This window comes from Gimesia alba, assembly GCF_007744675.1.
GTDB classification, from domain to species: Bacteria; Planctomycetota; Planctomycetia; order Planctomycetales; family Planctomycetaceae; genus Gimesia; species Gimesia alba.
The window spans coordinates 5,443,745-5,463,554 of record NZ_CP036269.1 but is presented as its reverse complement, the minus strand read 5'-3'; the positions used below and the strand labels follow the sequence as shown (position 1 = coordinate 5,463,554).

General features: G+C 52.2%; 14 protein-coding genes and 1 tRNA gene. 9 read left to right on the top strand and 6 right to left on the bottom strand.

Annotated features, from left to right (window positions below; translation table 11 throughout):
* Positions 1 to 52 precede the first annotated feature (52 nt).
* Positions 53 to 2,233 carry a threonine--tRNA ligase gene (gene thrS, locus Pan241w_RS20345; RefSeq protein WP_198000047.1) on the bottom strand — a complete coding sequence of 727 codons (2,181 nt, stop codon included), beginning with the start codon at positions 2,231 to 2,233 and terminating at the stop codon, positions 53 to 55.
* A gap of 274 nt (positions 2,234 to 2,507) precedes the next feature.
* Here thrS and Pan241w_RS20340 point away from each other — a divergent pair.
* The 5 genes from Pan241w_RS20340 (at position 2,508) to Pan241w_RS20320 (ending at position 10,731) form a co-directional block, all read left to right on the top strand.
* A tRNA-Val gene (locus Pan241w_RS20340) sits at positions 2,508 to 2,581 on the top strand.
* A gap of 271 nt (positions 2,582 to 2,852) precedes the next feature.
* The gene (locus Pan241w_RS20335) at positions 2,853 to 4,358 is read left to right on the top strand and encodes a TolC family protein (protein WP_145219369.1); all 1,506 of its coding nucleotides are present in this window, start codon (positions 2,853 to 2,855) and stop codon (positions 4,356 to 4,358) included.
* Between the two features lie 80 nt (positions 4,359 to 4,438).
* Complete coding sequence (locus tag Pan241w_RS20330; protein WP_145219367.1) at positions 4,439 to 4,921, top strand: hypothetical protein; 483 nt, start codon at positions 4,439 to 4,441, stop codon at positions 4,919 to 4,921.
* Positions 4,922 to 5,172: 251 nt separating this feature from the next.
* Positions 5,173 to 7,266: an efflux RND transporter periplasmic adaptor subunit gene (locus Pan241w_RS20325; protein WP_145219365.1), complete on the top strand. Its 2,094-nt coding sequence runs from the start codon at positions 5,173 to 5,175 to the stop codon at positions 7,264 to 7,266.
* A 3-nt stretch (positions 7,267 to 7,269) separates the two neighbouring features.
* Positions 7,270 to 10,731 carry an efflux RND transporter permease subunit gene (locus Pan241w_RS20320; protein ID WP_145219363.1) on the top strand — a complete coding sequence of 1,154 codons (3,462 nt, stop codon included), beginning with the start codon at positions 7,270 to 7,272 and terminating at the stop codon, positions 10,729 to 10,731.
* Between the two features lie 6 nt (positions 10,732 to 10,737).
* On the opposite strand, the gene Pan241w_RS20315 is transcribed toward Pan241w_RS20320, so the two are convergent.
* Complete coding sequence (locus Pan241w_RS20315; RefSeq protein WP_232107211.1) at positions 10,738 to 11,634, bottom strand: hypothetical protein; 897 nt, start codon at positions 11,632 to 11,634, stop codon at positions 10,738 to 10,740.
* Between the two features lie 365 nt (positions 11,635 to 11,999).
* Positions 12,000 to 12,521 carry a ferredoxin gene (locus Pan241w_RS20310; protein WP_145219359.1) on the bottom strand — a complete coding sequence of 174 codons (522 nt, stop codon included), beginning with the start codon at positions 12,519 to 12,521 and terminating at the stop codon, positions 12,000 to 12,002.
* A 181-nt stretch (positions 12,522 to 12,702) separates the two neighbouring features.
* Between Pan241w_RS20310 and Pan241w_RS20305 the strand changes: the two genes are divergently transcribed.
* The 4 genes from Pan241w_RS20305 (at position 12,703) to Pan241w_RS20290 (ending at position 18,597) form a co-directional block, all read left to right on the top strand.
* The gene (locus tag Pan241w_RS20305; protein WP_145219357.1) at positions 12,703 to 13,401 is read left to right on the top strand and encodes a pirin family protein; all 699 of its coding nucleotides are present in this window, start codon (positions 12,703 to 12,705) and stop codon (positions 13,399 to 13,401) included.
* A gap of 356 nt (positions 13,402 to 13,757) precedes the next feature.
* Positions 13,758 to 15,476 carry a putative bifunctional diguanylate cyclase/phosphodiesterase gene (locus Pan241w_RS20300; RefSeq protein ID WP_145219355.1) on the top strand — a complete coding sequence of 573 codons (1,719 nt, stop codon included), beginning with the start codon at positions 13,758 to 13,760 and terminating at the stop codon, positions 15,474 to 15,476.
* A gap of 244 nt (positions 15,477 to 15,720) precedes the next feature.
* On the top strand, positions 15,721 to 17,340 hold the full coding sequence (locus Pan241w_RS20295; RefSeq protein ID WP_145219353.1) for a limonene hydroxylase: 1,620 nt from the start codon (positions 15,721 to 15,723) through the stop codon (positions 17,338 to 17,340).
* Positions 17,341 to 17,343: 3 nt separating this feature from the next.
* Positions 17,344 to 18,597 carry a serpin family protein gene (locus tag Pan241w_RS20290; protein ID WP_145219351.1) on the top strand — a complete coding sequence of 418 codons (1,254 nt, stop codon included), beginning with the start codon at positions 17,344 to 17,346 and terminating at the stop codon, positions 18,595 to 18,597.
* Here Pan241w_RS20290 and Pan241w_RS20285 read toward each other — a convergent pair whose 3' ends face one another.
* From Pan241w_RS20285 to Pan241w_RS20275, 3 genes are read right to left on the bottom strand one after another with little or no spacing between them, the layout of a single operon-like run.
* The gene (locus Pan241w_RS20285) at positions 18,598 to 19,014 is read right to left on the bottom strand and encodes a dual specificity protein phosphatase family protein (protein WP_145219349.1); all 417 of its coding nucleotides are present in this window, start codon (positions 19,012 to 19,014) and stop codon (positions 18,598 to 18,600) included.
* Entirely contained in the window at positions 19,007 to 19,468 is a 462-nt protein-coding gene (locus Pan241w_RS20280) for a DoxX family protein (protein WP_145219347.1), read from the bottom strand. Before Pan241w_RS20280 ends, Pan241w_RS20285 begins: the two co-directional genes overlap by 8 nt.
* Positions 19,469 to 19,524: 56 nt before the next feature.
* The gene (locus Pan241w_RS20275) at positions 19,525 to 19,749 is read right to left on the bottom strand and encodes a hypothetical protein (protein ID WP_145219345.1); all 225 of its coding nucleotides are present in this window, start codon (positions 19,747 to 19,749) and stop codon (positions 19,525 to 19,527) included.
* Positions 19,750 to 19,810 lie beyond the last annotated feature (61 nt).

Sequence of the window (19,810 nt, the reverse complement as noted above, 5' to 3'; positions counted from 1 at the left end):
CGGACAAGCCGGCCGTGGCACACGACACTTCGAAATCTTCGTTTAAGCAATCTTAATACTCGTTCGCTTTTTCCGTCTGTCCTTCGATGCCGGAGAAGGTGCTTTCGACGACCTGACGCACGAGCCGTTGATCGGCTTCCTGTTTCAGTTTGGCAATCGCATCGGTTAACGGCATCGGCCCCAGATCGCCGTCGATTCGATCGCGGACTGCGACGGCTGTCTGCTCGGCCTCTTTGGGACCTACGATGAACATGTACGGAATCAGTTCCAACTGAGCATCGCGAATCTTCGCGTTGACCTTCGAACTACGGGTGTCGATCGAAATCCGGAACCCGTTCTGCCGCAGTTGGGCTGCGACTTCGTTCGCGTAGTCCAGCGTCTTATCACTGACAGGCAGCACGCGAATCTGTTCCGGCGCGAGCCAGAGCGGAAACGCACCCGCGAAATGTTCGATCAACATTCCCGTGAAGCGTTCCATCGAACCAAAGGGAGCACGGTGAATCATCACCGGACGGTGCGGCTGATTGTCCGAGCCCGTGTATTCCAGCTTGAACCGTTCCGGCAGATTGTAATCCAGCTGCACGGTTCCCAGCTGCCATTCACGGCCGATACAGTCCGACACCATAAAATCGGCTTTCGGACCGTAAAACGCGGCTTCACCTTCGCATTCACTATACGACATGCCCGATGATTCGAGCACTTTTCGCAGACTGTCCTCCGCATGCTGCCAGTTCTCTTCACTGCCGACATACTTATCGCTACCCGGCTCACGCAGGGAAAGCTGCACGCGGAAATTGTCCAGACCGACCGAGGCCAGCACGAATTTCACCAGCTCCAGCGTCGCCTTGAATTCGCCTTCCACCTGCTCGGGAGTGCAGAAAATATGCGCATCGTCCTGGGTCAACCCGCGAACGCGCAACATGCCGTTGAGTTCTCCGGTCTGTTCGTGACGATACACGGTGCCGAATTCAGCCAGACGTACCGGCAAGTCCCGATAGCTGCGCGGCATCGCTTTATACATCTCGGCATGATGCGGACAGTTCATCGGCTTCAGCAGATAACGTTCGTGTTTGTGCTCCCAGTCTTTGAGAATCTGGATTTTTTCTTCGCGGCTGGCACCGGGAGGAAACTCGAAATCACAATTCATCACGCGGGATGATTTGAAGAATGTCTCTTCTTCCTCGGCGGACAGGTCGTCTTCTTCCAGTTTGCGGACCCAGAAATCGACCAACTGGCCGGCATCATGACCGAACAGCGGTGCGAACTGCGAATCGCGATAATAGGGGAAGTGACCGCTGGTTTCGTACAGTTCCACACGACCGATGTGTGGCGAATAGACGGGCTGATAACCGAGGCGTGTCAGCTCCACCTTGATGAAGTCTTCCAGAACCGCACGGATGGTGGCTCCTTTCGGCAACCAGAGACAGAGCCCCTGACCGACTTCCGGGTTGATCTGGAACAGTCCCAGTTTTTTTCCCAGTACACGGTGATCGCGGCGTTTGGCTTCTTCGACCTGTTCCAGATATTTTTTCATATCCTTTTTGCTGAACCAGGCCGTTCCATACAGACGTTGCAGCGGCTTATTACCCGCATCCCCTTTCCAGTATGAACCGGCGATCGACAGCAGCTTGAACGCTTTGACTTTACCGGCGTTGGGAATATGTGGACCACGACATAGATCGACAAATTCACCCTGACGATAGAAACTGAGCTGACCGTGATCGGCCAGGCCGGTTTCGATATGCTCGGCTTTGGAATGCTGGTCCATCTCGTTCACGAACGAAACGGCTTCGGCGCGATCGAGAGAAAACCGTTCGAACGGTTCTTCCTCTTTGATGATCTTCTTCATCTCTTCTTCGATCTTGGGGAAGTCATCTTCGCTGATGGTATGTTCCAGACCGAAATCGTAGTAGAAGCCATGAGGCAGGGTGGGGCCAAAGGCGAGTTGAATGCCGGGCCAGAGCCGCATGACCGCGCGGGCCATAATATGGGCACACGAGTGACGCATGACGCCGAGTGCTTCGGGATCACGGTCAGTGAGCAGCTTGAGATTGATTTCTTGAGAGTCCGAGATCTCTTTCAAAGGGCGAAACGCATCACAAATGGTTCCATCCACTTCCGCAGCCACAACCGCATTGGCCAGCCGCTCACCAATTGATTGGGCCACATCGAGTGCAGTACTGTTTTCAGGGAATTCCTTTACGCTTCCATCGGGTAATTTGATTTGAATCATTCGATTTTTGAACTTCATCTAAAGTCGGAACCACCACAGTCGCCGTTACAAAGGGCTCACTGCTCAGGCAGTTCGAAGGAGGTAGAGTCTTTATATTCGACAGGCACAGCCCGCGTCAATGTTCGCCGTTTTGCAGGAAAATCAGCGGAAACCTGTGAAATTGATATGATCGGTCAGACAGGACCTGAGACTCTTTCATTCAGCAGTTTTTTTCACAGAAAGTCTTCTGGAACTTGACGATATCGACCTTGATCCGTAACCTTTTGAAACCTCAGGACGATTAGCTCAGTTGGTTAGAGTGCCACGTTGACATCGTGGAGGTCACTGGTTCGAATCCAGTATCGTCCATTTAAAAGCCCTTGTCTTACAGAGACTTAGGGCTTTTTTTGTGAGCACTGTTCTCTGTGCCGCACCGCTTACCTGATCTCAGCGTTCCGAATAATCGTCATGATTCATCGGGAATTGATCGTCAAACCGACAAATTCGGCATTGAATGCACAGGCAGACCACAAATCAGGACGATTCTTTCCGTGGACCGTGCCATTTTATTTTTACTGACTCTGATCAGCCTCCTCTATTCACACGGATGTGAAATCAGGGATTAGAACAAGGTTTCAGGATGAAGGATCATCCCTCAGTTAAAGTGCGCGGATTTGGCCTGGCGCTTTCTACCGCTTTTATCATGGGATGTGCGACGCATACTGCCAATGTCCAGGAGGCATCGACGGCCAAAGTTGCGCTCGCACCAACGCCGGATGAATCTACTCTACAAGAAACGAACTCCGAACCTTTGGATTCTGATACGCAGATCGTACAGACCGGTGCGGAAGCAACTGCCCAGGAATTGACCGACGGAACGCAGTCTGATCTGGTGATGCAACATCCGCCGCTCTCTCGGACGCTGGGCGAACTCGAGATGCTGGCCGTCGACCAGAATCCCCGTCTGGTGAAACTCTATCAGGAATACAATGCTGCTTCGGCGCGTTCACACTATGTCAACAAACTCCCAGATCCTAAACTGGGCGCGAATGTGTTCGGAGATCCGATTCAAACCGCATCTGGCTCGCAGCGGGCTGTTCTGAATGCCAGTCAGGCGATTCCCTGGCTTGGTAAACTGAATGCGCAGGAGCAGCGTGCCTGCTTTGAAGCCTTCGCTGTCCGAGCCGACTATCTGTCGGAGCGTCTGCGCGTGATCGCCGCTGTTCGTACCGGCTGGTATCGTCTGTACGTGATCGATCAACAGATTGCGACAGCGACCGCCAATCAGGAATTGTTGAAGTCCTTGATTGACGTCGCCAATGCCCAGGTTGCTACTGGCACTGCCACTCAGGGAGACGTCCTGCTCGGTACTCTGGAGCTCAGCAAACTCGAAGAGCGGTTGCTCACGTATCGCAAGTTACGAGTCGCTTTGCAGGCGGAAGTAAATCGGCTGGTCGCCCGCGATGCGGATCTGGCCGTGTTGCCTCCGGAAGAACTGGAAATTAAATTTCCAGAGATATCAGCTCCACAGGTTTATCAGAGCGCTTTGGACTCACAGCCTGAAATTCAGGCGGCTCAGCTTCGCACGCAAGCCACACGGTGGGGTATTGAAGTGGCCCGTTTGAGTCGACGGCCCGAACTGACTCTCTCGGCCAATTACTTTTTTACGGATAATAATCGTCCTCCCTCAAATCTGTATAAAGTGGGGCAGGACCCCTGGTCTCTTGGGGCTCAGGTCAGTATTCCACTTTGGAAAGATAAATACGATGCCCTCGAAAATGAAGCGACTTGGAAACATCTCGCTTCAAACTACTCGGAACAGGATCTCCTCGATCGCTATGATGCCCTGATTACCGAACTACTGGCCGAAGCCCGCCGTGCCGAAGAAACCGCAGTGCTCTATAAAGAAACGATTCTGCCACAGGCACGTCAGACATTAAGAGCCGACCAGGAATCGTATTCCCGCGGATCTGTCGAATTTGATCGCGTTATTCGCGATTATCGCAATCTGTTGACACTGGAACTGGGTTATCATCAGGCCATTGGCGAACTCGCAATTTCTCTGACACAGCTTAGTCGCGTCGCCGGCCAAGACTTTTCTTTATCTGAAGTACCTGTTGTTCCTGCATTACCCGGTGAGAACTGAGCAGAACACATCTGGACTTTCTGTTAGCAATGCGATACAGTGATAACAGGTCTGGTAATACGTCTTCAGGAGTCTGTTTCATGCACCGAATTGGTCGAGCGATGTTGATCTGGATGACAGCAGCAATGTTGTTTTTGCAGACACTCTGCCCGATGACTCTGTTCGGCTGTTGCTGTCAGAAGTTCAAACCCGAGGAACATTCGCAGACCCGCTGTTATCGACTCACTCAAACAAGGCCCGTTTCCGTAGTGAAACAATCGAGTTGCTGTGCTCATCTTGCCACATCCACGACTGCGAATGACAAACAGCCAGCCTGTCGCGGAAAGTGTGGTCGAAGCGACTCTGATTGCCACTGTAGTCGCACGAACAACACACCCGCGCTACCGGACACAAACAGCGGTCCGCTACAGGAACAACAGCTGTTGTTTGAGATTCTGGCACATCCGCTGGCAGCCCCTGTGACTCAGCCGGATCACTCCGAAGGCTCTATTTGCTTGAGTCACTGCCCTGTGGCACAGTATTCAAAGCCTGCGCAGATTCTTCTCTGCGTGTCTTTAATATAAAGGCACACTGCGCGCTGACTGAATGCCGTTTCATTTTTTCTGCGAACGCATAATGGCTGTTTTGTCCCCGTTGACTTTGATTTCCGGGACAAAAGGTTTTCCGATTTCTTATGGCCCGTCTGCCATTCTCTGCGATGGCACTAAATGAACACATTTGAAACAGGGCGGCTGGCCGGTTTTCCCGGCACGGTCCAATGCTGGTTGTTATGCAACGGCTGGCCGCTCTCTTGATTTGTTTTTGGAGAGGCAAGATGACAACATCTTCCACAGAAGAACCGGCAAAAAATCCTGTGAATACCGTAGCACCTCCGCCTCCCGATGCAAAATCTGGTTGCTGGTGGCTGAGAAAATTGCTGCCGGCAGCGCTGTTTCTTTCGGTCGGGCTTTTTCTGATCGTGTTGCTGGGGGTCGCACAGCGTCTGGGCTGGATTCAGGCTGGTCTTTCCACTCCGGCAGGCACGGCTCAAAGCGGGAAACAGCAGATCTATACCTGCCCGATGCATCCGCAGATCCGCCAGCCCAAACCGGGCCGCTGTCCGATCTGTGGAATGGCGCTGGTGCCGGCCGCGAAGTCCGGTGCCAACATCGATCAGATGGCCATCAATATCGATCCGGCGCAGCGCAGGTTAGCGAACATCCAGACCGCTGAAGCAAAGCTGGAGTCCGTCAGCACCACAATTGAAACGATCGGTTCGATAGAAATCGATGAAAGCCGTCAGGCCACCATTGCCGCCTATATCAACGGGCGCATCGAAAAACTGTTTGCCGACTATACAGGAGTGGAAGTCGACAAAGGAGATCATCTGGCGATCGTCTACAGCCCCGAACTTTATTCTGCCCAGGTGGAACTGTTGGAGGCGAGGAATGCGCTCAAGAAAATGACCTCAGGTGCCCTGTCCGTCGTGCGCGAAGTGCAGGAGAAACTGGTGGAGAACTCGCGACAGAAACTCGTCGAACTAGGCATGACAGACGCTCAGATCAATCATCTGTTATCAACAGGCAAGGCCGAGTCGCGACTGACGATCTACGCTCCTATTGGCGGAACCGTGACCGAAAAACTCGCAGAGGAAGGAAAATATATCAAAGCCGGAGAGCCCATTTACCGCATTGCGAATCTGACTACCGTCTGGCTCGTGCTCGAACTCTATCCTGAAGATGCCTCTCGGATTCGTTTTGGTCAGCGGGTTGATGCCGAATTGCAGTCTCTACCGGGAAAAACTCTAAAAGGACGCGTGGTGTTTATCGATCCAACGGTGAATCCCAACCGCAGAACCGTTGGCGTGCGCGTGGAGTTCAAAAATGAAGACGGACAACTCAGACCCGGCGATTATGCGAAAGCGCAAATCAAAGTTCCCATTGGCCCGCAAGGGAACGTTTACGATGCCGAGCTTGCTGGGAAATGGATCAGCCCCATGCATCCTCAGGTCATCCGCGATCAGCCCGGCGACTGTCCAATTTGTGGTATGAAACTCGTACCCACGTCGCGGTTCGGCTATACCGACCAACCGGTACCCCAGAAGAAAGCACTTACCGTGCCTCGTTCCGCGATCCTGATGGCCGGCGACCACAGTGTTGTCTATGTCGAAACCAAACCGGGGCGTTTTGAACTCAGAAATGTGACGCTCGGATCGTTGCTCGGGGATACTGCCGTGATTCTTGAGGGGGTGAATCCGGGTGAGAAAGTCGCCACGGCCGGCAACTTCCTGATTGATTCACAAATGCAGCTTTCAGGCAAACCGAGTCTGATTGATCCGCTCCGATTTACTCCCGCGAAAAAAACGAAGAAAAATATTCCACTTCAGTTTGATTCATTCAAGATTGATGAAATCACCGGACAGCCCGGTCAACTGCTCGATAAACTCTACTCGACTTACTTTGCGATTCAGAAGCAGTTTGCCGCCGATCAAAAAATTACAGAGCAGCAGGCCAGAACACTCAACACACTGGCTACACAACTGGCACAGGATTCCCAGCTTAGTCAGCCAATCAAAGATGAGTTGCAGCAGATCGCCAATAATTCAGAGCATCTGCATCATCTTTCGCTGGAAGAGGCACGCAAAAAATTTAAGCCAATCAGTCATGCGGTGGTTAAGCTGGCCACTCAGGTGCGAGGAGGTGAGTCAAAACCGGCGTTCCATCATTTCTTCTGTCCCATGGTTCCAGAGGGAGGTGGAGACTGGCTGCAATCCGATAATAAACTGCTCAACCCTTACTTCGGCCGTAAAATGCTGCACTGCGGCGAACTCGTGCCAACCTTTGAAACAGCGGCAAAACAACCAGCACCTCCCGGACAGTCGCAGCAAAAACAGAAGCACTTATCACCTTCAAGGCCCAAGGGAGAATAAACTATGTTACGTGCCTTGATTTCATTCAGCATTCGCGAACCGCTGATCATGTTCTGCATCACCGCGGTTCTGATTGGCTTCGGCTGGTATAGCGTGCGTGAAGTTCCCATCGACGCGATTCCCAACATCGGTGAAAATCAAGTGATCATTTTCACCGCCTGGCCCGGCCGTTCTCCCAAAGACGTCGAAGACCAGGTGACCTATCCTCTCTCTGTTTCGATGCTGGCCGTCCCCGATGCGGAATCGGTGCGCGGCAAAAGTCTGTTCGGTTACAGTTTTGTGCAGGTTACCTTCAAAGACAGTACCGATTTTTACTGGGCCCGCTCCCGTGTTGCCGAACAGCTGGGGACGGCCGCTGCGCTCTTGCCGGAAGGAGTCGTCCCAACGCTGGGACCGGATGCCACCGGTTTGGGGCAGGTGCTCTATTATGTATTAGAACCCCCAAAAGGGATGAACCTCGCCGAGTTGCGCAGTCTGCAGGATTTCGTGGTGAAGTATGAACTGCAGGCCGTCCCTGGTGTCAGTGAAGTTGCCAGTGTGGGAGGTTACGTCCGACAATATCAGATCGAAGTCGACCCCGATAAGCTTCGTTTTCATGATATCCCCCTCGACCAGGTAATCGATGCTGTCCGTAAATCAAATATTGACGTCGGCGCGAAAACGGTAGAATCAGGCGGCATGGAATTCATCATTCGCGGTCGCGGCTTCATCGGCGCGGGGCAAAATACCGCACAGGCGATCGGCGATATAGAGCAGACCGTGATCCGTTCGAAGGATGGTGTACCAATTCGGATTCGAGATCTGGGGCGTGTGCAAATCGGGCCGGAATTTCGCAGAGGAGCCATCGACCTCAACGGTACCGAAGCGGTTGGTGGTGTCGTTGTCATGCGGTTCGGCGAAAACCCCAGGAAAGTGATTGACAGCGTCAAAGCCAAAATGGCACAGATCGAACCGAGCCTGAAAGGAGTCAACTTTAAGCTCATCTACGACCGCACCGGCCTGATCAATGAAACCATCACCACACTGACCGATGCACTGACACAGGAAGTTATCATTACCGCGGTCGTCATACTGCTGTTTCTGCTGCATCTACGTGCGAGTATTGTCGTCGCCATCACGCTGCCCATTGCCGTTTTGATAGCGTTCATAGCCATGAATGTCTTCGGCATTGATGCGAATATCATGTCGCTGGCCGGCATAGCGATTGCCATCGGCACCATGGTTGATATGGGGATTGTCGTTTCCGAATCGATCTACGACAGCCTTGCGGAATGGGAGGCGGAAGGGAGTCCCGGCGGCAAAGAACAGCGTTTGAAGGTCATCCATGATGCGGCCACTGAAGTTGCGCCCGCGGTCGTCACGGCTGTGATGACAACCGTCGTCAGCTTTTTTCCCGTCTTCATGCTCACCGGTCGCGACTACAAACTCTTCGCACCGCTGGCCTGGACCAAAACGTTTTCGATTACTGCCGCCTTGATCGTCGCCATCACGCTGGTGCCTCTGTTGAGTCGACTGTTGCTTAATTCCAATCAACGGCCCCTCCGTCGACGCTTGATCGTCTCTACCGTGTTTGCGCTGGTATGCGGCGTTTTGTCCTGGAACTTTGGAGCCGACTATCTCGCGCGGATACCCATTCGTCTGCCGGTGCTCGTCCTGTTGAGTACAGGCCTGGGAGGAATCGGCTGCTTCTGGATGCTCAGCGAACGACTCAGACCCGTTGATGAAAACCCGGTAGGACGCCTGATTCGCTTTTTGTATGAGCCGACGCTCCGCTTTTTCATGCAACACAAATATCTGTTCTTCACCTTCCCCACATTCATTGTACTGTTGGGGCTGGGATCCTGGATCGGGATGCCGACGGTGTTGAAGCCGTTTGAAAAAGCTGCCCGGTTTCTGGGCGTTGAACCCAACGAGGTGCCCGGCTGGGTCGAAGCCAAGCATCTTTTGCCCGGACTGGAATCGAATGACTGGATCGCTCTCGACGAAGGGAGCTGGTTCTACATGCCGACACTTTATCCCGCTGCCAGTTTTTCACAGGCGATGGAAGTCCTGCAGACGCAGGATACTCTGATCAGACAGATTCCCGAAGTCGAAAATGTGCTCGGGAAAATCGGCCGGATTGAGTCGGCCCTCGATCCAGCTCCTGCGGCGATGATTGAAACCTACGTCATGCTCAAACCCGTCGATCAGTGGCGGCCCGGTCTGACTTCGAAGCAAATCTGGGAACAGATCAACGCGGTCGCCACACTGCCCGGCGTCACACCTGCTTCGCCGCTGCAGCCGATCGAAGGCCGCGTGGTGATGCTGCAAAGCGGTATCAAGGCACCGATGGCGATTCGCATCTTCGGCGACAGTCTGGACGGGCTGGCCGAAGCATCGATTGCTGTTGCCGACCACTTGAAGCAGATTCCGCAGGTCAACGCGGCTACGGTGAATCCCGATATTGTATTAGGGAAACCTTATGTCGAATTTGACGTCGACCGGGAAACCGCGGCCCGGTACGGCATGTCCACGGCGATGGTGAACCAGGTGATCGAAACGGCTCTCGGAGGATCGAACGTGACGCGCACCGTAGAAGGCCGCGAACGCTATCCCATTCGTGTTCGCTATGAACGGAATCTTCGAGAGCAGATCGACGAATTAAATCGCTTGCCCGTCGTCACGCATTCGGGAGAAATTATTCCTCTTTCTCTCTTGGCGAGTATGAAAACGACGTGGGGACCCGGCGTGATCAACAGTGAAGACGCGCGTCTGGTCGCACACGTCTCCTTTTCCTCATCCGGGCAGGAAGGCGCGCTGGAAACGGTGAAGGCGGTGGAGACCAGCCTCCGCACTGCACAAACAGAGGGCTCGTTGAATTTGCCTGCCGGCTATGCCCTGCAGGCGGTCGGCTCGTTTCAGAACCAGATCGAAGCCAACAACCGCCTGATGTGGGTCGTGCCACTCGTGATTTTTACAAACCTGTTTATCATTTATCTTCAGTTCCGTGATCTGTCGATTGCCTTCGCCGTGTTTTCCGGTATTCCGGTCGCGTTTGCGGGGGGCATGATCTTCCTGGGCTGGAACGACATTCAAATTAATACTGCTGTCTGGGTCGGTTTCATTGCGCTGTTTGGCATCGCCGTGGATGACGGCGTCGTGATGGCGACTTACCTCGACCAGGTTTTCACCCGCAAAAGATTGAAGACTAGAGAAGATATCCGCAACGCCGCCGTTCTGGCCGGACTCAAGCGGATTCGTCCCTGCCTGATGACGACTTTTACGACGATCATTGCATTGATGCCCGTCATCTTTTCTACCGGGCGCGGCTCCGATGTCGCCAAAGCGATGGCCTGGCCCGTGATCGGCGGCATGACCGTCGAACTGGTTACGCTGTTTGTTGTTCCCGTGTTGTTCGTAACTTACAAGGAATTCAAAATGAATCTCGGACTGAGCGATTCGCACTGGGCAGGTGTGGAAGACTAAATTTCCTTATTTTAATATCGCAGACCAGTGTGCTTTCAACGCTTCGATGTCGAGCTCACCATTCCAGCGGTCATCCCACTTGATCCCGGTTTTGGTCCTGCTGTCTGGATTCAGGCCGAGACGTAGCGGCTCATAGATTGGGCTGGCGCTGAGGTCGGCTGGACTTTGTCCTTCCGAAAGTGCCTGGAGTGTCACGTTGATCTGTACTGTTTGCCTGTAGGGAGTATTTTTTCCTAAGAGCTGCGTTTTGAGGAAATCAGCGTGGTCCAGTACGGTTTCCACCGCAGCTGGATCTTGTGTTCGCGCCAGTGCCAGTAACGCAATGAGCTTCTGCGAGTTCGCCTGTTTTTCTTCAGCCGAATTCAATAGATTCATCAGTGTGGGGACCGCCCGTTCCCGGGCAGACTCGGCATACAGGCAGCAAACTGCCGTTTCCCATTTACCGTAGAAGTCGTCGTCGAAGGTAATATGTTGTTCGATAGCCTGCTGCAATGCGGCTTCAGCCTGTTCCCCGCCAATCTGGCTCAGGCAGTAGGCGATCTGTGCCGTTCGGAAAGGACTGATATATTCTCTGTCTAGAACTTGCTCTAGCGTGGTACTCAAAGGCGCGACGACTTCCGGCCCGCGTTTAATCACGCGTGACATCTGGTTGTGAACACTGTTGGGATAATGTGGCGAAATATGGCCCAGTGAGGCAATCAATGCCGGCGTCGAATTCGCCCGGCTTGTTGTGACAAAGATCAAGACGAAGGACAGCGTCAGCGCGATCACATTCACTCCGAATGGCAGTAGATTCTTTCGCAGCCACTCATCTTTATTTGTCAGGAGCTGCAGTATTCGGAAGACAAGATACAAGATCCAGCAGAGGACCAACGGCAGCGCGAGCATCATCGGAATCAGCATCAGGCCCCCCAGTATCAACAGAGGGACGCCGAAATAAAAAAATCGTTTCACCCCCGTCGACAGCGGTCGACTGAATAAGAGCGACAGGACCAGCCAGCCGGAAAAACACCGATCAGCGACCAGAGAAACGGAAGCTGCACCTCAGTCACACTGTTCACGCAATTCATACACGCTTCCGCCGATTGTGTCGGCAGAGCGAGGAAGAGAGCCAGAGTGCTGAATAGGAAGTGTTTCATTTTGATCCAGATAGAGACCTGAGTTGTGTTTCTGAAGTCCATTGTAATGGATGAGATCGAATTCAGCACTTGAAATTTGTACGAAACATGTTCAAAACTGAGGGAGTATAAATCCGGGGATTCGCTTCATCATAATCGTGGCAGATGATCCCGTGCCTCCGGCAGACGTCCTTCTTCGATAAAAAAAGCATATTGCCGGAGATATTCAATCGCCGGGCCGGTGAGATAGGCTTGCCACTCGTCTACGTTATCGTTCAACGTGCGCAAAGCGTCCACTTCAGCCAGCAGGTCATCACGCGACTTCCACCAGTCACTGATCAGGGTGAGAGTCCAGTGTTGGTTTCCATCGGCCGCGTAGCCACAGAATGGGTCAAAGTTTGCAGCGCTCACCACGTTCTCCAGTTCGGAATGATTGATTGGCTGACGGAAGAGAAATTCATAACCATTTTCGTCGTACATGACATTGTCAGGTGCTTCAAGTCTCCCTGTCAGGCAGTTGTCTGTCTGGCCGCAATAAAAAGGGCCGGGTATGTTAAACCGGTTCCGTTCTGAAAATATCCCGTCGAAGGCATTGAAGTCTTCTAGTTTCGCTTTCAGGCCTGATCGTCGGATGGTGTAATCACTCAATTCATACCACGGCTTTTGACTCATCTCTCTGCCTTAAAAATCGATTGAACTGGACACGGAAAGGACAAGAATCCCCGTTGATAGGTTCTGCCAGTTTGCGTTGCTGTTTTCACGACAGCAAAGCATTGACTCAAATTAATTTCAAAAAAACAGGTTGGCGAGAATATAGTTGATGTGTAAAGTATGTGCAGGAAAGGGACTCAAAATGATTCGCATACGCAAAGCACAGGAACGGGGGCACGCCGACCATGGCTGGCTTGATACGTTCCACACATTTTCCTTCGCTGATTACCAGGATCCGGAGCACATGCGGTTTCGGGCGCTGCGGGTGATGAATGAAGATGTTGTTCAGCCCGGGCAGGGTTTCGGCACACATCCGCATCGGGATATGGAGATTGTCACCTATGTTCTGGAAGGTGCGCTCGAACACAAAGATTCAATGGGGCACGGCGAAGTGCTGCGCGCGGGTGAATTCCAGCGAATGTCGGCAGGCACCGGCATCACGCACAGCGAATTCAATCCGTCAGAGACCGAGCCCGTGCACCTGTATCAGATCTGGCTATATCCCGAGCGGAAAGGAATCGAGCCGAGTTACGAACAAAAACGCTTTCCCAGGAGCGAGCAGCAGAATCAACTACGGCTCGTCGCATCACCTCAGGCAGAGCAGGGGGCGTTGTTGATTCATCAGGACGCACAGATTTTTCTGTCGCAAATCGACAAAGGAGAAACGGTCTCTTATGAACTGGCAGAAGGACGGCACGCCTGGCTGCAGGTCTTACGCGGGACAGTAGTGCTGAATGATATGCCACTGGAAACCAGCGATGGGGCTGCGATCAGTGATATTCGAGAGATAACGATCCTGGCTACCGACAACGCGGAGATCATGCTATTTGATCTGGCTTAAATCGAGTTTGACTACACTCTCCTCCATGATTGATGCTGAAGAGGAAGAGAAACAGGTCATTGATGGTGAGTCCTCCGAATATTTCCGCCACGGGTAGAGTCGCCATTTCGGCCTGATTCGGTCGTAAAACACTCAGAACCCGTACAACGTGACCCGGGTTTGAGGCGAAACCCGTTTTTTGTGGGTTAATCAGCTTGGTTGGCACCTGTGTGATCTAAGCTTTCAGCGCACTCTTGACGCCAGGATTGCAAACACACTAGGTGACAGGTGACTACATGGTGCGCTCGCAAATTTACTGAGAGGTAGGCAGAAGAGATAGAGACAACGAGGCGATTCCATCAACGAGGAATAGAACAGTGGCTGAGATTCAATCCGAACTAACATATTTGAAAGCATTTCGCGACGCCGTCGACGAAGCCGGAATCGTCGCGATCACTGATGTTCGGGGGACGATTCTCGAGGCTAACGAAAACTTCTGCGAGATATCGGGATACAGCCGCGAGGAACTCGTCGGTGCCGATCACCGCATTCTACGTTCGGGCTACCATTCTCAAGAGTTCTTTCGCGAGATGTATCGCCAGATCGGTCGTGGAAAAACCTGGCGGGGCGAAATCTGTAACAGAGCCAAGGACGGAACTTTCTACTGGGTCGATACCACGATCGTTCCCATGCTCAATGAGCAGGGAAAGATCACGGGCTATCTGGCACTACGAATTGATATCAGCGAACAAAGACGGCTGCTCGACAGTTTGCATCAGCTTGCGCACCGTGATGCTTTAACCGGTCTGCCGAACCGGGCCGCGATTCTGCAATCCATTCAGACCGTCATAAATCGGAAAAAAACCAACCATTTTGCCCTGCTGTTCATGGACTTCAACCGGTTCAAACTCATCAATGACAGCCTGGGACACGATGTGGGTGACAAACTTCTGGAAGCCATCGCCGACCGTTTAAGAAAAGCGGTCCGTTCGACAGATTCGATTCAGGCTGCCCGCATGGGGGGAGACGAGTTCGTTGTGCTGCTGGACAATTTGTCGGCACCAGAAGATGCAGTTCACGTTGCTGAACGACTTCAGAAAGATTTAGCGATTCCCTATCAACTGGGCGGGTATACAATCTACTCCAGTGCCAGCATCGGGATCGTCACCAGCGAACATCTTGCGGATACGGCGAGCGAGATGCTCAGTAACGCCGATCTGGCCATGTATGAAGCGAAAGCGGCGAAAGTGGATTGCCCGATTGTTTTTGATCAGGTGCTACGCGATAAAGCACAGAAGCGGCTTTATATTGAAAATGAACTGCGCGATGTCATCTACCGAGATGAGTTAACGCTCTTTTATCAGCCGATCGTCGAATTGGAATCGGGAGAATTCCGAGGCGTTGAAGCGCTGATTCGCTGGTTCCATCCCGAGAGTGGTATGATCCCGCCAGATGAATTCATTTCAATTGCAGAAGAGATGGACCTGATTATTCCCGTCGGTAATTTTGTATTAAACGAAGCCTGCCGCCAGCTCAACCAATGGCGTAAGACTCTGGGGCCACTTGCCCCGGCTAATCTGCATGTGAATGTATCGCGCAAACAGCTGGAACATCCGACATTAGTGACTGTCGTGAAAAACGTATTGCGAAAGTACGAAATTCCACCCGAGTGTCTTCATCTAGAAGTCACCGAAAGCATCATTATGCACGATCGTGAAATTTCGGTGACCACGTTGAATGAACTGAAAAAACTGGGTGTGAATATCGACGTGGATGACTTTGGGACGGGATATTCTTCTCTGTCTTGTTTGTGTGATTTTCCGATTGATGTTTTAAAACTGGATCGTGAGTTCGTCAAAAAATCGGATCGTGACCGGGAAGTGATGTTGATCGAAGCGTTGATCATTCTGGCTGAAAAACTGGGACTGGAAGTGATCGCCGAAGGCATTGAAAACGCAGAACAACTGGCTTTGCTGCAGGCACTGGGTTGTCGGCACGGACAAGGTTATTTCTTCTCAAAACCACTGATTGCCGCTGATCTGGAAAAGGCAATTCTCAAAGAAGATTGGCCCTCTCCCAGTATGGCCAGCGTCTGATCAATCACAGAAACCGCGATGAGAAGAATTTTCTCACCTCTTCTGTCGAACACTCCTCATTAGAGGACTCTTTGTAACAGCCACTCCATCCCGCTGCGCGCCTGGAATTCAGATCATTCAATTTAATGATGAATTTTCCATGAACCATCTGATTTCCTTTGTGTCATGAACCCAATGTTGCGTTAATCTAAAAGACGCTGGTATCAGTGATGAGTGTGGATTTCAAGAGGACGAACCAGAGAGGATGGGATTCTTCAATCAATTGTTTGGGAAAAAAGACTTTGAATCGGGCGACACGCCTGAGACCATGCCGTGGGATGCACGACCTTCTATCTATGAGCACATCTGCGCGCACATTAAACCGGGCCAGACCGGCTTAACCGAAGACGGTTACGAACTACCCGACGAAACACGCATCAACACGGGATCAGAACTCCGGTGGGCCGCCGGTGCTCTGGATGGCGTGATGACGCATCATGGCGGAAACGGCAACGCTCAGGAGCAGGTTCAAAAAACAATATCACTGCTGCTGAGCTATTGTGATCAGCCGACTGCCGCCAATAAATATGCGTTATATCAGCACATTCTCGATGAGAGCATTGTTTCGATGATTGATGCGGTGATCGTGAGTCTGTTGGACGAGCAGAAACTCAATCATGAGCGACTTTACGAACTGGCTTATTCGTTCATGACAGAAGCGCCGGATCGCGAAACGGTCAAATTCGGTATTGCGATTCTCGGACTCTATCAGGTTGCTGAAAATACGCCTTTGTTTCAAACGCTGGGGCGACACGATGAGTTCACACTTTATTGCGCGGTCGCGCTGGCGAACACTGCCGAAGACCCTGATTTAGCCTTGTGGGAACTGGCACGCAACGTCGATGGCTGGGGACGCATTCACGTCGTAGAACGGTTGGCAGAAACCGAAAACAGCGAAATCAGAAACTGGCTGCTTCGCGAAGGCTACCGCAACTCCGTTTTATATGAATACCTGGCCTTCACCTGCGCCACCACAGGCGGGTTGCTGTCTGCGCTGAGTGAGTCGCACGTAGATCGTGAACTGCTCACTTCGGCGGGGGAACTCATTGAAGCGCTGATCAACGGTGGTCCCGCGGAAGATATGGACGACTATGACGACGGCGCGATTGTGGTCGATTTGTTTTTGAATCACATCAATCTGACTGCCGAGACATTGACTGATTTTCTGCACGTGCGTTCGATCCAGCAGTTTTTGAAAAATGAGGAAGCTGACTGGGAATCGCGTTCGGAACGAGGCTGGACAGCGCAGCGTCGCGAAGAACTCTTGGCGATTTGCAATGAGATTCTGGAACGACCTGAGTGGCCGGACCGTGTTCGAACATCGCTTAAGAGTCCTAATGATCAGGAATTTTATGAAGCCGATCAGGTTGCCCGCGTGCTCGAATTGCCGACCTGGGATTATCACTGGAAACGTCTCCAGGCACAGTCTCACGATTCTGGTCGCTGGTTCCATGTTATGCTGGCCTGTGATGAAACGCATATCTCACAAGTAGTGGATTTCGCGGAACAGGTTCTGGATCTTAAGCAGATCGCCAGTGGCGCAGCCGATACGCTCGGCATCGGTCCGGAATTTGTGCAGCATTCCTGCCTCGATTGTATCCTGCAGGAACTGCGTCGATTTCCGACTCACGGCGCTACTTTAATTGCAGCGGGATTGAAAAGCCCTGTGGTGCGCAACCGCAACATGGCGGTGGCGGCCCTGGCGACCTGGGGTGAAGTAGCATCTACATTTGAGCCATTAAAACTGGCAGTCGAAGTAGAACCGAGTGAGAGTCTCCGTCATAATATGCAGAAAATCCTCAAAGGCGAGCCGCTGGAAGAGTAAACGATGACGGACCAGACAACCGACACGCAGAGCAAACAGGATGTGCAGACGACAGTCAACGACTGCAATCAGTATGCCTGTGAGCTGTTCTTGAAATTAGCCGGGGAAAGCGAAGGGAATCTCTTCTTTTCGCCAAGCAGTATTTCCATGGCACTGGCGATGACGCTTGCCGGAGCTAAGGGAGAAACGGCGCGCGAAATGCAGGAAGCACTTGGGTTCTCTCTGGAGCCGGCGCGTGTTCATGAAGCGTTTCGACGTTTGCGTGCAGAGACGAGAACCGGTGGCGTAGAATTGAGTATCGCCAACCGGCTCTGGGGACAAACCGGCTATCAGTTTCTACCAGAATATCTGAAAACAATAGAACACGCTTATGATGCAGGATTGGAAACGGTCGATTTTCAGAATGCCCCTGGTGAGACAGCCAGCCAGATCAATGCCTGGGTTACGAAGCAGACTAACGGAAAAATTGATCGACTGGTTACGCCTCAGAACTTTAATGAATTAACCCGGCTGGTGTTGACCAATGCCATCTATTTTCTGGGCGGGTGGGAAGAGGAGTTTGAACCAGAGGAAACAAAAGAAGAACCGTTTCAATTATCCCAGGGTGAGGAAACGATCGTACCCCTGATGCATCAGACGAATTCGTTCGGCTACGGTGAAGATGAAGGTCTCCAGGTGTTGGAACTTCCCTACCGGCAGCATGATTTTACGACCCGGATCGTCGAGAGCGAAGACGGATTTCCTTACATGGAACAAGAAGAGATTCCCGGAGGGGGAAGTGATTTCGTCATGAATATTCTGCTGCCCCGCGAATCAGGTAGATTGCCTGCGCTTGAAAACCAGATCCATGCTGCCTCTTTGCAACAATGGATGACAACACGTAGTTGTGAGGTCAAAGTCAGTCTCCCCCAATTTCGCGTCGAATCTTCAATGGAATTGAATCAGCAGTTACAGTCGTTGGGGATGCAGCGGGCTTTTTCACGAGACGAAGCCGAATTTTCCAATATGTCAGATGATCCGGAAGGCCTGTTTTTAGGTGCCATTCTGCATAAAGCGTTTGTTGAAGTGAACGAAAAAGGGACTGAAGCCGCAGGTGTGACAGGGGTGATCGTGGCGGGAGGTTGTGTCAGGGATGATGAACCGCCGAAAGAATTTCGCGCCGACCACCCGTTTCTGTTTCTAATCCGGGATCGAAAAACCCGGTTGATCCATTTCATGGGTCGGTTAGTCAATCCCTCTCAGCCTGCAGTACCTTGATTACGGTTCCAGCAGCGCTTGAATCGCATTCCACAAACCGGGGGCCACATCACAGGGACCGTCGGCGGCGATCTGTTTTATGATGTCAGCGAAACGGGTCTGATTGATGCGGGACATCGCGGCGGCAGCGATGGCCGGGGAACGGCTCATGCCCCCACTGCAGGCGACCAAAGTGGGCACTTCGGATTGAACGAACCGCGTTGTTGTCTCAATCGCCGATTCCAGAATCGCGGGATTGTTTTCGTCTCCGTCAATCAAAGGCAGACGGCAGTAGACAATCTCTCGCGGAAACGTGATCGGTGGTTCTTCCAGCGCCAGGTCGATGACGGCGGCAATGCCGAGGTCCAGTACTCCTTGCACATCGCGGGCGTCCCGCGCATTGCCGATCCATAACAGTTGAGAAAATACTTCACGCATCGGCAGATTGCTTTTTGGGCTTTTTCTTCCATGACAGGATGGCGTCAATCGAGAGTGGCCCGGCTCCCACAATCAACAGATACAGCGAGCCCAGCAACATTGAAAAGTCAGTGCGGGCAGCGTGCGCCATGTGCCAGAACCCTTCTTCCGACAGCATGGGGATTTTGGTCGAGAAAATCGCGACCAGCATGATCGTAATCGTCGGCAGCACTGCCAGCCGTGTTAACAGTCCCAGTACAATCAGCACGCCACACACGATTTCAAAACTGGCAACGAAATAGGAGAGGAACTCCGGTTCCGGTAAACCGATCTTCACAAATCGACCGGCGCCACGAATCTCAGGATACAGAAACTTCTGAATCCCTTCCGAGAGAAACACCAGTCCCACCAGTAACCGGATCAGGATCACGGCGGAAGAAGCTTTTGATTTCAATGATTTGGTAATCAACTTCATCGTACTGGCCCTTTTAAAAGACTTCTTGAGAACCACTGACGGAAGTCACGCTTAGATTAGCCACCCGTTCGTCGCTGGGTAAACGTGCTTTTCTTATTCGCATTCACTGCGTTATTTATTTTAGGGACCGCCGACTGCATGATTTTAGAACGTGCCGGAATCGATTTTTGGGATTCCTGCTCGGTTTTCTCCTGTGACTTTTTTTTCATGTCCTCCAGGTGCTTTTTCTTAGCGACCCGTTTTTCTCGATCTTTCTTCTTCTGCTGTTTATTTTTAGCCATTTGGCGATGCTCCGCGAGGGGGGATTAAATTGAACTCTCTGTCAGTTCCACGGCCATTTTG

Coding starts and splice junctions, on each gene's coding strand:
- Pan241w_RS20275 (WP_145219345.1), bottom strand. CDS start 19,749: ATGGCTAAAAATAAACAGCAGAAGAAGAAAGATCGAGAAAAACGGGTC.
- thrS (WP_198000047.1), bottom strand. CDS start 2,233: ATGATTCAAATCAAATTACCCGATGGAAGCGTAAAGGAATTCCCTGAA.
- Pan241w_RS20305 (WP_145219357.1), top strand. CDS start 12,703: ATGATTCGCATACGCAAAGCACAGGAACGGGGGCACGCCGACCATGGC.
- Pan241w_RS20310 (WP_145219359.1), bottom strand. CDS start 12,521: ATGAGTCAAAAGCCGTGGTATGAATTGAGTGATTACACCATCCGACGA.
- Pan241w_RS20285 (WP_145219349.1), bottom strand. CDS start 19,014: ATGCGTGAAGTATTTTCTCAACTGTTATGGATCGGCAATGCGCGGGAC.
- Pan241w_RS20320 (WP_145219363.1), top strand. CDS start 7,270: ATGTTACGTGCCTTGATTTCATTCAGCATTCGCGAACCGCTGATCATG.
- Pan241w_RS20295 (WP_145219353.1), top strand. CDS start 15,721: ATGGGATTCTTCAATCAATTGTTTGGGAAAAAAGACTTTGAATCGGGC.
- Pan241w_RS20315 (WP_232107211.1), bottom strand. CDS start 11,634: ATGCTGATTCCGATGATGCTCGCGCTGCCGTTGGTCCTCTGCTGGATC.
- Pan241w_RS20290 (WP_145219351.1), top strand. CDS start 17,344: ATGACGGACCAGACAACCGACACGCAGAGCAAACAGGATGTGCAGACG.
- Pan241w_RS20325 (WP_145219365.1), top strand. CDS start 5,173: ATGACAACATCTTCCACAGAAGAACCGGCAAAAAATCCTGTGAATACC.
- Pan241w_RS20335 (WP_145219369.1), top strand. CDS start 2,853: ATGAAGGATCATCCCTCAGTTAAAGTGCGCGGATTTGGCCTGGCGCTT.
- Pan241w_RS20280 (WP_145219347.1), bottom strand. CDS start 19,468: ATGAAGTTGATTACCAAATCATTGAAATCAAAAGCTTCTTCCGCCGTG.
- Pan241w_RS20330 (WP_145219367.1), top strand. CDS start 4,439: ATGCACCGAATTGGTCGAGCGATGTTGATCTGGATGACAGCAGCAATG.